The following is a 13,604-nucleotide window of genomic DNA, read 5'->3' as shown; positions in this document are numbered from 1 at the left end:
GCCCTAGTGCGAGGACCCCGAGAGTTGGAGTCCGATCACGCCGATGATGACCAGGCTGATCGAGACGATCTTCAGTGTCGAGACGAGGTCGTCGAAGAAGATCATTCCGTAGATCGCGGTGCCCGCCGCGCCGATGCCGGTCCACACCGCGTACGCGGGGCCGACGTCCAGCTTCTTCAGGGACAGGGTCAGCAGGCCGAAACTGCCGAGGGCGAAGATGCAGAACGCGACCGTCGGCCACAGTCGGGTGAAACCGTGGGAGAGCTTCAGGCACACGGCGAAACCGGTCTCGAGCAACCCGGCCACCACCACCAGCAGCCACGCCATGTGCTGTCCTCCCGTATGTCCGGCTCGGTGCGATTATGCACTTACCGAACTCGCTTACAGCCAAACAATGCTGAGGTCAGTCCCCTTCGGTCCGCTCCCGCGTAGAGAGCAGCCGCCGCAGGGAGTACAGCCGGGCCGGATCGGCGTGCCCCTCGGCCACCCACGCGTCCAGCGCGCAGTCCGGCTCATCATGACTGCACGCGCGCGGACAGCCCTCGGTTCCCGGCACCAGGTCGGGAAACGCGAGGATCACGCGTGAGGGGTCCACGTGGTGGAGGCCGAACGACCGTACGCCCGGGGTGTCGATCACCCAGCCGGCGTCGCCCGCCAGGGGAAGCGCCAGCGCCGAGGTCGTGGTGTGGCGGCCGCGGCCGGTCACCGCGTTCACATGACCCGTCACCCGGCGCTGCTCCACCGGGACCAGCGTGTTGACCAGTGTCGTCTTGCCCACGCCCGAGTGACCGACGAAGGCCGTGATCTTGCCGTCGAGGTGCTCGCGCACCACGTCCGCCGCACCGCCGCCCTCCAACTCCTCGCGGCTGGTGACGACGTACGGGATGTCCAGGTGGCCGTACAGCTCCAGCAGCTTGTCGGGCTGGGCCAGGTCCGACTTCGTCAGGACCAGGAGGGGGGTCAGGCCGCCGTCGAAGGCAGCCACCAGGCAGCGGTCGATCAGACGGGGGCGGGGTTCCGGATCGGCGAGGGCCGTGACGATGGCGAGTTGGTCGGCGTTGGCGACGACCACGCGCTCGTACGGATCGTCGTCGTCCGCCGTGCGGCGCAGGACCGAGGTGCGCGGCGAGATGCGGACGATGCGGGCCAGGGTGTCCTTCTCGCCGGAGAGGTCGCCGACGATGTCCACCCGGTCTCCGACGACGGCGGCCTTGCGGCCCAGTTCGCGGGCCTTCATCGCCATGACGACCCTGTCGTCGACGAGACAGGTCAGACGGCCCCGGTCGACGGTGAGGACCATGCCCTCGACCGCTTCCTCGTGTTTGGGGCGGATGTTCGTACGCGGACGGTTGCCCTTGCGGTTCGGGCGGCTGCGGATGTCGTCCTCGTCGGTGTGCTTGCCGTAGCGGCGCATGGCGTGAGTCCCCTACGCCTTCTCGCTCCCGAGCATCCCGCTCCACATGGCGGGGAAGTCCGGCAGGGTCTTGGCCGTCGTCGCGACGTTCTCGATCTGTACGCCCTCGACCGCGAGGCCGATGATCGCGCCGGCCGTGGCCATGCGGTGGTCCTCGTAGGTGTGGAAGATCCCGCCGTGCAGCCGGCGCGGGCGGATGTGCAGACCGTCGGCCGTCTCGGTGACGTCACCGCCGAGTTCGTTGATCTCCTTGGTGAGCGCGGCCAGCCGGTCCGTCTCGTGCAGGCGCAGATGGGCCACGCCGCGCAGGCTCGAGGGGGAGTCCGCGAGGGCCGCCACGGCCGCGATGCCGGGAGTCAGCTCGCCGACCTCGCCGAGGTCGACATCGATGCCGTGGATCGCACCCGAACCGGTGAACACCAGGCCGTACTCGGTGAGTTCGCAGGAACCACCCATCTCGGTGAAGATCTCGCGCAGCCGGTCGCCGGGCTGGGTGGTGCGGTGCGGCCAGTCGGGGACGACGACCTTGCCGCCGGTCACCAGCGCCGCCGCCAGGAACGGCTGGGCGTTGGAGAGGTCGGGCTCGACGGTGAGGTCCCGGCCCAGCAGGGCACCCGGCGTGACCCGCCAGACGTTCGGCTCGCCGCCCGACTCCGGGGTGTCCACCTGGGCACCCACCGCGCGCAGCATGTCCACGGTCATCCGGATGTGCGGCATCGACGGCAGCGCGGACCCGACGTGGCGGACCTCGACGCCCTGGTTGAAGCGCGGACCGGACAGCAGGAGCGCCGACACGAACTGGGACGACGAGGACGCGTCGATCTCGACCGGGCCGCCGTCCAGGGCGCCCCCGCCGTGGACCGTGAGCGGCAGCGCGCCGCGGCCGTCGTCGTCGATCCGGGCGCCCAGGACGCGCAGGGCGTCGATCACACCGTTCAGGGGGCGTTCGTACGACCTCGGGTCGCCGTCGAAGCGGATCGGGCCGTCGGCGAGCGCGGCGACCGGTGGCAGGAAGCGCATCACCGTGCCGGCGTTGCCGACATCGATCGTGGCGGGGCCGCGGAGGCCTGCCGGCAGCACGCGCCAGGTCTCACCGGTGCCGTCGGGGCCCACGCCCTCTTCGATGCCGACGCCCATGTCGCGCAGGGCCGCGGCCATGAGGAGGGTGTCCCGGGAGCGGAGGGGGCGGCGAAGCCAGCCGGGCTCCGAGGCGAGGGCCGAGAGGACCAGGGCTCGGTTGGTGACCGACTTGGACCCCGGTACGTGGACCGTTGCGTCGACGGCTCCGCTTGCGTGGGGGGCGGGCCAGAGGGCGGTGTCTGCGGGGTTCGAGGCCATGGGGTCCACTTTAGTGGCGGTCGTCTTTCGGGTGCAGCGCCGTCGTGGCTGGTCGCGCCCCGCGGCGGAGCCCCTTGTCTCACAGCCCCGCATCCCTGAGTCGGCTGGTCACACCTCCAGCAGCCAGCGCCCCCCGCCGATCAGCGAGCACAGCGACACCGCGTGGAACAGGAACAGCCACAGGCCCGCCGGGACGTTCGTGAGGCGGGAGAGCTGGTCCGCGTCCGAGTCGCCGGCGCCGCCCCGCGCCCGCTTCGCCTGGAGCTCGAAGGCCGGACGCACCCCGCCGAGCAGCAGGAACCACACCACCGCGTACGCGAACGCCGCCTGCACCTGGGGCCCGGCGAGCCAGGACACCACCACGAAGGTGCCGCCCGTGAGCACCACCGTCAGCGCCCCGTACGCGTTGCGGATCATCACCAGCATCACCACCAGCAGGGCCGTCGCCGCCCACAGCAGCAGGGTGATCCGGCCGGCGGCCAGCAGGGCGGCGCCGCCGAGGCCGAGCAGCGGGGGAGCGGTGTAACCGGCCGCCGCCGTGAGGATCATGCCGATCCCGTGCGGCTTGCCCCGGCTGACCGTCAGTCCGCTGGTGTCGGAGTGCAGCCGTATGCCGGTGAGCTGACGTCCCGTGAGCAGGGCCACCAGGCCGTGGCCGCCCTCGTGGGCGATGGTGATGGCGTTGCGTGAGAGCCGCCACAGCGTGTGCGGGACAACTATGGCGAGCGCCGCCACCATGGTGGCCAGCACCACCCACAGGTCGGGGTCGGGCTGCAGGCCGACGAGGCGGTCCCAGAGGTCGGGCAGCGCGGTCGATGCGGTGCTGTCCATGTTTCCCGGTGGCTCCCTCTCCTCGTACGGAGTCTGGCAGTGTGGCACGTATGTGCGGACGGTATGCAGCGAGTCGTGGGCCCGAGGATCTCGCAGGAATCTTTGAGATCGAGAAGTGGGAGCCCGAGGAGACTCTGGAGCCCGACTTCAACGTGGCCCCGACCAAGGAGGTTTACGCCGTCCTCGACCGCCCTCTCAAGGACGTCGAGGACCCGCGACCGGTTCGGCAGCTGCGGAAGTTGAAGTGGGGGCTGGTCCCGAGCTGGTCGAAGACCCCCGAGGGCGCTGCCCGGATGATCAACGCGCGCGCGGAGACCGTGCACGAGAAGCCGTCGTACAAGAGGGCCTTCGCCACCCGCCGCTGCATCATCCCGGCCGACGGCTACTACGAGTGGGTGACCGGGTCCGGCGAGCGGGAGCTGGAGGTCGAGGGGAAGAAGAAGCGGCCGCGCAAGCAGCCCTACTTCGTGCTGCCCGCCGACCGTTCGGTGTTCGCGATGGCCGGGCTGTACGAGTTCTGGCGGGACAAGACCCTGCCCGACGACCATCCGCAGGCCTGGTGGACGACCTGCTCCGTGATCACCACCGAGGCGGAGACGGGCCCCCTGGCCGTCTCCCCGGCCGACGGCCCGCGCTCCCTCGTCGACATCCACCCCCGGATGCCGCTGATGCTGACCCCGGACCGCTGGGACACCTGGCTCGACCCGTCCCGCACCGACCTCGACGACCTGCGCAACCTGCTCGCGCCGCCGCCCGAGGGGCTGATGCGGGCCTATCCGGTGAGCACGGCCGTCAGCAACGTCCGCAACAACGGGCCGGAGCTGCTCAAGGAGCTGGAGGGGCCGGAAGAGGGCACGCTCTTCTAGCCTTCTGGTGTGAAGACCGAGATCATCAGCACCGAGGCCGGGGACGCCCGCATCACCTGGCACCCGGCGCGGCAGGCGCGGCTCGTGCTGGCCGTGAGCCATGGCGCCGGCGGCGGCATCGAGGCACGGGACCTCCAGGCGCTCGCCCGAATGCTCCCCGGCCACGGCGTGAGCGTCGCTCTGGTCGAGCAGCCCTGGCGGGTGGCCGGCAAGAAGGTCGCGCCCGCGCCGAAGACGCTGGACATGGGATGGCGGGGCGTCTGGCCCTCGCTCGTGACGCCCGGCCTGCCGGTGATCTCCGGCGGGCGCAGTGCCGGGGCCCGGGTCGCCTGCCGTACGGCCGTGGAGCTGGGCCCCGCCGCCGTCCTCGCCCTGAGTTTCCCGTTGCACCCGCCCGGCAGGCCGGAGAAGTCCCGCGCCGGGGAACTGCTCGGATCCGGGGTGCCCACCCTGGTCGTCCAGGGCGGCAACGACCCGTTCGGGAAGCCGGAGGAGTTCCCGAACGGATCCTTCGAACTGGCCGAGGTGCCCTTCGGTGATCATGGCTTCGTCGTGCCGAAGCGGGCGCGGATCACTCAGGAGGAGGCCGTGACAGTCATCACGGACGCGGTCGTGAAGTGGCTCGGGTCACTGGGGTGAAAGCCCGGGAATGCTGAGCCGCGGACCTCTGTTGAGGCGGACAGAAGCGCTGAAGAGCAGCGCAGACCGTCGTAGGAGAGGATGTCCGCCGCATGGGTTCGACCTTCTGCCCGAGGCGCACCAGTCGCGCTGACCTGGACTGGACGGTGCTGCATGCGGCCAAGACCACCCCTATTCGAGGGGCGGCCGGGACGGATAGTCGTCTATCCTCCAATTCCGGTGGCACCGGTTTCGGTGCTGCCCGGAATCTTGAGGAGGTGGGTCCGGTCACTGGGATCGACGCAGGGACCGACAACGGCCAGGCGGAGCAGCCCGAGGGCCAGGGCGCGAGCACGGAGTCGACTGCGGAGCGCACTGCGCGCTTCGAGCGGGACGCGCTCGAATTCCTCGACCAGATGTACTCGGCCGCTCTGCGTATGACACGCAACCCGGCCGACGCCGAAGACCTGGTGCAGGAGACGTACGCCAAGGCGTACGCGTCCTTCCACCAGTTCCGTGAGGGCACCAACCTCAAGGCGTGGCTGTACCGGATCCTCACCAACACGTTCATCAACTCGTACCGCAAGAAGCAGCGCGAACCCCAGCGCTCCGCGGCCGAGGAGATCGAGGACTGGCAGCTCGCCCGCGCCGAGTCGCACATGTCGACCGGTCTGCGCTCCGCCGAGTCGCAGGCGCTCGACCACCTGCCCGACTCGGACGTGAAGGAAGCGCTCCAGGCGATCCCCGAGGAGTTCCGCATCGCCGTCTACCTCGCTGACGTAGAGGGCTTTGCGTACAAGGAGATCGCGGACATCATGGGGACACCCATCGGAACGGTGATGTCCCGACTGCACCGGGGCCGCCGTCAACTGCGCGGCATGCTCGAGGACTACGCCCGTGAGCGCGGGCTCGTCCCGGCCGGTGCCGGAGAGTCGAACGAAGCGAAAGGCTCGGGCTCATGAGCTGCGGAGAGCCGCACGAGACGGACTGCAGTGAGGTACTCGATCATCTCTACGAGTTCCTCGACAGTGAGATGCCGGACGTCGATCGCGTCAAGTTCAAGCAGCACTTCAACGAGTGCTCTCCGTGCCTGGAGAAGTACGGTCTCGAAGAGGCCGTGAAGAAGCTCGTCAAGCGGTGCTGCGGCCATGACGACGTGCCGACCGACCTGCGCTCCAAGGTGCTGGGGCGGCTCGACCTGATCCGCTCCGGACAGGCCGTGCCCGAGCACGACGTGACGGCCTCGCCGGGGACATCGCAGGAGTCCTGAGCCGTCCGGTCACTGTTCACTCGAACGTGCTAATCGGCAGGTGATCAGCCCACACCGCCCCCCCCGCCGTCCTAGGCTCCTCGCGACTGTGCGGACTTGGGGCTGGAGGGGCGAGATGGAGGCGGTGCCGGCACGCGCGCGTGCGTACGTCGCCTGTGTCGCCGTAGCCGCAGTGCTCTGTCTGTTGCCACTGGCGTCCGTACGCACCTCCTGGTGGGAGGTCGCGCTGCTCGCCGCGCTCTCTGCCGGATGGGAGCAGTCCGCCGCCCGCCGGCGGTTCGCCGGCACCTTCTATCCCGTGCTGCTCGCCGGCGCCTTTCTGCTGCCGCCCCCGGCCGCCGCCCTCGTGGCCCTGCCGGGGGCGCTGCTGTCCCCGGTCGAGCAGCGCCCGCGTGGGCTGCGCCGCCTCTGGAGGGCCGCGCAGCTCACGGTGGGCGTGTGGGCGGCCGCACGGGTGCACGGGGCGACGGGCGGCCGGGAGGCGGTCGTGGCCTCCGACTTCCCGTACGTGCTGGTCCCGGCCGGGGCCGCGGTGCTCGTCTTCTGCCTGGTGCTGAGCCTGCTGGACGGGGGAATCCTGGCGCTCGCCGTGGGGGCACCGCCCACGCCTTTCGGGCAGTGGGGGAGGATTCCCGCACGGCGGGCCTGGCGCGGCCTGTTTCTCCGCTCCCTCGCCCCCGTCGCCGTACACGGGCTGGCCGGGCTCATGATGGCCGTCCTGTGGCGCAGTCCCTACGGTCCCGTCGCCGCGTTGCTCGTGCTGCTGCCGATGTGTGTGTCGTGGTGGGTGTTCGCGCAGTACCACCGGGAGCGCGCCGCCCACCAGGCCACCATCCGGGCCCTGGTGCAGGCGGTCGACATCAAGGACGAGTACACGCGCGGGCACAGCGAGCGGGTCGGGCAGGCGTCGATGATGATCGCGCGGGAGCTCGGCATGGACGACGCCCGCATCGAGGTGCTGCGGTTCGCCGGGATCCTGCACGACGTCGGGAAGCTCGGGGTGCCGACGCGGCTGCTCAGGAAGGACGGGCCGCTGACCCCTGAGGAGCGCCGGATCATCGAGCTGCATCCCGAGTACGGGCACGAGATGGTCCGGGGCATCTCCTTCCTCGGGGAGGCCCGGTCCGCCGTACTGCACCACCATGAGCGGCTGGACGGGAGCGGGTACCCGTACGGACTGACAGGGGGGCAGATCCCGGAGTCCGCGCGGGTGGTGGCCGTGGCCGACGCCTTCGACGCGATGACGTCCACCCGGTCCTACCGGCGGGCCCGGCCCGTCTGCGCCGCGCTGGAGGAGCTGGAGCGGTGCGCGGGCAGCCAGTTCGACCCACAGATGGTGACGGCCCTCGTCCGCGCCCTGTCCCGGCACGGCTGGCATCCGGCGGTCACGGCCGACGAGCCCGGCGTGCCGCGTCCTCGTCCGGCGGCCACAGGGCGGCCGGGGGTACGCCGGTGAGAGCCCGGAGCGCGCCCGAGGCGGCCTGCCGGGTGCCGCCCCTCCTCACCCTGGTCCACACCTCCGCCGCTCTCCTCGCCACCGGCTCGCTCGCCTTCGTCCTCTGGACCGGTCTCGAGGAGCGCGGTACCGCCCTCACGTTCGGGGTGCTGATCGCGGTCGGTGAGCTCAACCGGCGCAGCGGTCCCCATGTCAGGGAGGCCGCGCCCCTCGGTGCCGCAGGGGCGCTGTCCTACGCCCTGCTCGGCGAGAACGCCGGTACGCCCACGCAGCACGGCGCCGCCCAGGTCGTCACCGTCGTCCTCGCCGCCTCCCTCGTCGGCAGCGTGCCGCACGTCGGACGCGGACAGGGCCCCACCGCCGACCAGCTCGCCCGCCGCGTCCTGACCGTCGGATTCGCCGCCGTGTGCTTCCAACCCCTCTACAACCAGGGGACCTTCGCGCAGTGGAGCGGTCCCGCGTACGCCCTGCTCCTGCTCGCCCTGCTCTCGCTCACCGCGCTGTGCGACGCCGTGCTCGCGGCCGCCCTGGCGCACTCCCGCACCCGCTGGCCCTTCGGCCCGCTGCTCAGGGACGAGCTGCGGGCCCTGCTCGGCATCGGATCCGCCGTCGTGGCCACCGGGGCCGTGATGGCGCTCGCGGTCGCCGTCGCGGGACTGTGGGCGCTGCCCGTCTTCTCGGTGCCGTTGCTGCTCACCCAGCTCTCCGTCCGCCGCTACGCCGCCGTCCGTTCCACCTATCGGCAGACCATCGCCTCCCTCGCCCGCGCCACCGAGATAGCCGGGTACACGCCCGCGGGGCACGCCCGCAGGGTCGCCGCGCTCAGCCGGGAGGTCGGCCGCGACCTGGGACTGTCCCGGCCCGAGCTCACCGTCCTGGAGTACGCGGCCCTCATGCACGACATCGGCCAGTTGAGCCTCGTCGACCCGGTGCCCGCGGGCGCCACCGCGGGCCTGCCCCTCGCCGAACAGCGCCGTATCGCGCTCCTCGGCGGGGCCGTCGTACGGCAGACGGGGGTGGACGCGGCCGTCGCCGTGGTCGTGGAGCGGCAGGCCGACCCCTGCCGTGAGCAGCCGCTGGCCGCGCGGATCGTGCGAGCCGTGAACGCGTACGAGGAGATGGCGCGGGACGCCGGACCCGGCGGGCCACTGACCGCGCTCGAGGAGCTGCGCCTGGGCACCGCGGGGGACTACGCTCCGGAGGTCGTGGAGGCGCTGGCCAGGGTGCTGTCGAGAGACTGTCTGACCTCCCCCGTGACGGGGTAACCCATGGGTAATGAGCGCCCTTCCAAGCACACGTGGTTGGATGCGAGAGAGAGGGTGTCCGGGGGCACAGCCAGCCCACTCGACGGAACTGGCAGGCGGGAATCGTGAGGATCTTCGGCAAGGGACGGCACCGGCCCTCCGCCTCCTGGCGGCAGGCCACGGACCGCGCGTTCACGCTGATCGGCGACGGCCGGTACGAGGACGCGGGCGCGCTGCTGACACGTGCCGCGGACCTGGAGCCGTGGCTGTCGGAGTCCTGGTTCAACCTCGCCCTGCTCCACAAGTTCCGGCACGACTGGGAGCAGGCGCGGGCCGCGGGCCTCAGGGCCGTGGCGCTGCTCGACCGGGAGACCGGGGCGCCCGACTGGTGGAACGTCGGCATCGCCGCGACCGCGCTCCAGGATTGGTCGCTGGCGCGGCGGGCCTGGCAGGCGTACGGGCTGCGGGTGCCCGGTGGGGCGACCGCGGCCGGTGAGCCGCTCGGCATGGACCTCGGCAGCGCGGCCGTACGGCTGTCGCCCGAGGGGGAGGCCGAGGTGGTCTGGGGGCGGCGGCTCGACCCGGCCCGGATCGAGGTGCTGTCCATTCCGCTGCCGTCCTCCGGGCGGCGGTGGGGCGAGGTCGTGCTGCACGACGGGGTGCCGCACGGCGAGCGGACCACGGCGTCCGGCCATGCCTATCCCGTCTTCGACGAGATCGAGCTGTGGGCTCCCTCACCCGTCCCCACCTGGGTGGTGCTCCTGGAGGCGGCCACCGAGGCGGATCGGGACGCGCTGGAGCAGCTCGCGGCGGACGCCGGGTTCGCGGCCGAGGACTGGTCGTCGTCCGTGCGGTTGCTGTGCCGGATGTGCTCCGAGTCGCGGATGCCGTCGGACGAGGGCGACGGGGAGCACCTGGACCCCCATGACCACAGCGAACCGGGACACCCCGGGCCGCTGGGGCACCGCACGGACGGTCAGCTGTGGGTGCCGGAGCGGGAGTGCGGGGTGGCTGCGCCGGCCTCGCTGGTCCGGGGACTGTTGGACGGTTGGGTCGCGGACAGTCCGGATTCCAGGGACTGGCGGGATCTCGAGGAGGTCTGCTGACCGTTCGCCGTACCCTGTATCAGCGTCACACCCTCTTTGTTCTTTGTTTGTGCAGGAAGGCGATCCGTAGGTCATGGCCCAGCAGGACACCGATCAGCAGCACGCGGGCGTGCTCCCCGTCGACGACGAGGGGTTCGTCATCGACATCGAGGACACCGAGGAGCGGGAGAGCGCCTGGCGTGAGCGCGGCACCTCGCGGCCCATCACCGTCGTCGGGAACCCCGTGCTGCACAAGGAGTGCAAGGACGTCACCGAGTTCGGTGAGGAGCTCGACCAGCTCGTCGCGGACATGTTCGCCAGCCAGCGCACCGCCGAGGGCGTCGGCCTCGCCGCCAACCAGATCGGCGTCGACCTGAAGGTCTTCGTGTACGACTGCCAGGACGACGAGGGCCGGCGGCACGTGGGTGTCGTCTGCAACCCGAAGCTCGTGGACCTGCCCGCGGACACGCGCCGCCTCGACGACAGCAACGAGGGCTGTCTGTCGGTGCCCACCGCGTACGCGCCGCTCGCCCGCCCCGACTACGCCGAGGTCACCGGGCAGGACGAGAAGGGCAACCCGGTCAAGGTCCGTGGCACCGGCTACTTCGCCCGGTGTCTGCAGCACGAGACCGACCATCTGTACGGGTACCTCTACATCGACCGGCTCTCCAAGCGTGAACGCAAGGACGCGCTGCGGCAGATGGCCGAGAACGAGCCCCGCTACCCCGTGGTCGCGAACGACTGACGTCCCACAACTCCCGCCCGCACGGCGCCTGTTCAGGAAGCACTCCCCGAACAGGCGCCGTTCGCATGTGCGTCGCACGCTCGATCGGATGTGCTCACATGGTGATCCGATCCGAGTCGCACATGGGGAGAATTCCGGCATCGCGGGGTAGTGAATGAAGCAAATGCGTTCCCAGAATGGTCAGTTGTGGTGCTGAATGGGAAGTGCGGGGATACGCAACGGCGCACGCCCGGTTCAGCGGCAGGGGCATGCGTCAACTGGCGGCTGGAAGGGGTTTGTCCGTGCCTGCTTTCCCACACAGCACCACATCGACGCCGACGGCGATCGCGGTTCCACCGTCGCTCTCTCTCCCGGTGATCGAGGCAGCGTTTCCCCGGCAACTGCATCCGTATTGGCCCAGGCTCCAGGAGAACACCCGTACCTGGCTTCTGGAAAAACGGCTCATGCCGGCGGACAAGGTGGCGGAATATGCCGACGGACTGTGCTACACGGACCTCATGGCGGGGTACTACCTCGGTGCCCCCGACGCGGTCCTCCAGGCGATAGCGGACTTCAGCGCGTGGTTCTTCGCCTGGGACGACCGGCACGACCGCGACATCGTCCACCGCCGTCCGCGCGCGTGGCGGCGGCTGAGGTTCCGGTTGCACGCGGCGCTCGACTCCCCCCGGGATCATCTGCACCACGAGGATCCGCTGGTCGCCGCCTTCGCCGACAGCATGGTGCGGCTGTACTCGTTCCTGCCGCGGACGTGGAACACCAGGTTCGCCGGGCACTTCCACGAGGTGATCGAGGCCTACGACCGGGAATTCCGCAATCGCACCAGGGGAATCATTCCCCCGGTCGGTGAATACCTGGCACTGCGCCGCCTCACCTTCGCGCACCGGATCTGGACGGATCTGCTGGAGCCGTGCGCGGGACGTGAACTCCCGGACGGGATAAGGAAAACCCCGGCGTACCGGCGGGCGGCGCTGCTGAGCCAGGAATTCGCCGCCTGGTACAACGACCTCTGTTCGCTGCCCAAGGAAATTGCGGGAGACGAGGTCCACAATCTCGGTATCAGTCTCATCACACACGAGGGGCTGACTCTCGAAGAGGCGATCCGGGAAATGCGGCGGCTCCTCGAGAAATGCGTGGACGCATTCCTCGTCGCCGAGGCCGACGCCCTCCGTTTCGCCGACGGGCTCGACGACGGCACCACGCGGGGAAAGGAACTGAGCGCCGCCGTCCGGGCCTGCGTCCGCAATATGCGCAACTGGTTCAGCACCGTCTACTGGTTCCACCACGAGTCCGGCCGTTACAGGGTCGACAGCTGGGACGACCGGTCCACGCCCCCGTACGTCAACAACGAAGCGGCAGGTGAGAAATGACCGTCGAATCCGTGAAACCCGAAGCCACGGTGGCTCCCGAGTTGCGTGAGCCGCCGTTCGCGGGCGGGCGCGTCCCCGTCCTCGGCCACGGCTGGCGGATGGTCCGCGATCCGCTGAGCTTCATGTCCGGGCTCCGGCGGCACGGCGATGTCGTACGCCTCAGGCTCGGCCCCAAGACGGTGTACGCGCCCACCACCCCCGAACTGACCGGAGCCGTGGCGCTCAACCCCGACTTCATCATCGCCGGACCGCTGTGGGAGTCCCTGGAGGGACTGGTCGGCAAGGAAGGCGTGGCCACCGCGAACGGCCCCCAGCACCGGCGGCAGCGGCGCGTCATCCAGCCCGCCTTCCGGCTCGACGCCATCCCGGCGTACGGGCCGATCATGGAGGAGGAGGCGCATGCGCTCGCCGAGCGCTGGCGACCCGGTGAGACCGTCGACTGCACCTCCGAGGCCTTCCGGGTCGCCGTGCGCGTCGCGGCCCGCTGTCTGCTGCGCGGGGACTTCATGGACGAGCGCGCCGAACGGCTGTGCGTCGCGCTCGCCACCGTCTTCCGGGGCATGTACCGGCGGATGGTGATACCCGCCGGGCCGCTGTACCGGCTGCCCCTGCCGGCCAACCGAAAATTCAATCGAGCACTGGCCGATTTGCATCTCCTCGTCGACGAGATCGTCGCCGAGCGCAGGGCATCAGGTCAAAAGCCGGACGATTTGCTGACGGCATTGCTGGAGGCGAAGGACGAGAATGGCGAGCCCATCGGGGAACAGGAGGTCCACGACCAGGTCGTCGCGATACTCACCCCCGGCAGCGAAACCGTCGCGGCCACGGTCATGTGGTTGCTCCAGGCTCTTGCCGCTCACCCGGAACACGCGGACAAGGTGTGCGCGGAAGTCGAATCGGTCACCGGCGGACGTCCCGTGGCATTCGAGGACGTCCGGGCGCTCACGTACACGAACTATCTGGTGATCGAGGTCATGCGTTTACGGCCCGCCGTATGGATATTGACGCGGCGGGCGGTGCGGGACACGGAACTCGGTGGCTGTCGCATTCCGGCCGGGGCCGACATCGTGTACAGCCCGTATGCGATCCAGCGCGATCCGAAGTCGTACGACGACAGCCGGCAGTTCGATCCTCTGCGCTGGAGTCCCGAGCGGGCCAAGGCCGTGCCGAAACACGCCATGAGTCCCTTCAGCACGGGTAACCGGAAGTGCCCGAGCGACCACTTCTCGATGGCCCAGCTGACGCTGATCACTGCGGCGCTGGCCCGGAAGTACCGCTTTGAGCAGGTGCCCGGATCCGACGACACGCCACGGGTGGGCATCACGCTGAAGCCGGCCGGGCTGTTGCTGAAACCCATGCCGAGGACGTAG

Annotated in this window: 14 protein-coding genes; 10 read left to right on the top strand and 4 right to left on the bottom strand. The window is 70.3% G+C overall.

Annotation, left to right across the window (positions count from 1 at the left end; genetic code table 11):
- Positions 1-3 precede the first annotated feature (3 nt).
- From OG841_RS16360 to OG841_RS16345, 4 genes are all read right to left on the bottom strand, one after another.
- Positions 4-327, bottom strand: coding sequence for a DMT family transporter (locus OG841_RS16360; protein WP_057612223.1), 324 nt, complete (start codon positions 325-327; stop codon positions 4-6).
- 76 nt (positions 328-403) lie between these two features.
- The gene (rsgA, locus tag OG841_RS16355; RefSeq protein WP_328640813.1) at positions 404-1,414 is read right to left on the bottom strand and encodes a ribosome small subunit-dependent GTPase A; all 1,011 of its coding nucleotides are present in this window, start codon (positions 1,412-1,414) and stop codon (positions 404-406) included.
- A gap of 12 nt (positions 1,415-1,426) precedes the next feature.
- On the bottom strand, positions 1,427-2,752 hold the full coding sequence (gene aroA / locus OG841_RS16350) for a 3-phosphoshikimate 1-carboxyvinyltransferase (protein WP_328640814.1): 1,326 nt from the start codon (positions 2,750-2,752) through the stop codon (positions 1,427-1,429).
- A gap of 108 nt (positions 2,753-2,860) precedes the next feature.
- Positions 2,861-3,583: a M50 family metallopeptidase gene (locus OG841_RS16345; protein ID WP_266522155.1), complete on the bottom strand. Its 723-nt coding sequence runs from the start codon at positions 3,581-3,583 to the stop codon at positions 2,861-2,863.
- 50 nt (positions 3,584-3,633) lie between these two features.
- On the opposite strand from OG841_RS16345, the gene OG841_RS16340 reads away from it, so the two are divergent.
- The 10 genes from OG841_RS16340 (at position 3,634) to OG841_RS16295 (ending at position 13,604) form a co-directional block, all read left to right on the top strand.
- Positions 3,634-4,449, top strand: coding sequence for an SOS response-associated peptidase (locus OG841_RS16340; RefSeq protein ID WP_328640815.1), 816 nt, complete (start codon positions 3,634-3,636; stop codon positions 4,447-4,449).
- Positions 4,450-4,458: 9 nt separating this feature from the next.
- Entirely contained in the window at positions 4,459-5,088 is a 630-nt protein-coding gene (locus OG841_RS16335; RefSeq protein ID WP_328640816.1) for an alpha/beta hydrolase family protein, read from the top strand.
- Positions 5,089-5,345: 257 nt separating this feature from the next.
- Positions 5,346-6,029 (top strand): RNA polymerase sigma factor SigR, encoded by a 684-nt coding sequence (gene sigR, locus OG841_RS16330; RefSeq protein ID WP_007384596.1) that lies wholly within the window; start codon positions 5,346-5,348, stop codon positions 6,027-6,029.
- Complete coding sequence (gene rsrA / locus OG841_RS16325) at positions 6,026-6,337, top strand: mycothiol system anti-sigma-R factor (RefSeq protein WP_328640817.1); 312 nt, start codon at positions 6,026-6,028, stop codon at positions 6,335-6,337. Before sigR ends, rsrA begins: the two co-directional genes overlap by 4 nt.
- A gap of 115 nt (positions 6,338-6,452) precedes the next feature.
- A complete protein-coding gene (locus tag OG841_RS16320) occupies positions 6,453-7,793 on the top strand; it encodes an HD-GYP domain-containing protein (protein WP_328640818.1) in 1,341 nt (446 codons plus the stop codon).
- Entirely contained in the window at positions 7,790-9,058 is a 1,269-nt protein-coding gene (locus tag OG841_RS16315) for an HD-GYP domain-containing protein (protein ID WP_328640819.1), read from the top strand. Before OG841_RS16320 ends, OG841_RS16315 begins: the two co-directional genes overlap by 4 nt.
- A gap of 104 nt (positions 9,059-9,162) precedes the next feature.
- A complete protein-coding gene (locus tag OG841_RS16310) occupies positions 9,163-10,143 on the top strand; it encodes a tetratricopeptide repeat protein (RefSeq protein ID WP_069765903.1) in 981 nt (326 codons plus the stop codon).
- Between the two features lie 73 nt (positions 10,144-10,216).
- The gene (def, locus tag OG841_RS16305) at positions 10,217-10,867 is read left to right on the top strand and encodes a peptide deformylase (RefSeq protein WP_328640820.1); all 651 of its coding nucleotides are present in this window, start codon (positions 10,217-10,219) and stop codon (positions 10,865-10,867) included.
- A 248-nt stretch (positions 10,868-11,115) separates the two neighbouring features.
- Positions 11,116-12,234, top strand: a complete 1,119-nt coding sequence (cyc1, locus tag OG841_RS16300; protein WP_371565868.1) for an epi-isozizaene synthase — start codon at positions 11,116-11,118, stop codon at positions 12,232-12,234.
- Positions 12,231-13,604 carry a bifunctional albaflavenone monooxygenase/terpene synthase gene (locus tag OG841_RS16295; RefSeq protein WP_371565866.1) on the top strand — a complete coding sequence of 458 codons (1,374 nt, stop codon included), beginning with the start codon at positions 12,231-12,233 and terminating at the stop codon, positions 13,602-13,604. Before cyc1 ends, OG841_RS16295 begins: the two co-directional genes overlap by 4 nt.

The organism is Streptomyces canus (genome assembly GCF_041435015.1).
Taxonomy (GTDB): Bacteria; Actinomycetota; Actinomycetes; order Streptomycetales; family Streptomycetaceae; genus Streptomyces; species Streptomyces canus_G.
Note: the sequence above shows the minus strand (reverse complement) of the source record. Positions and strands in the feature narration are given on the sequence as shown.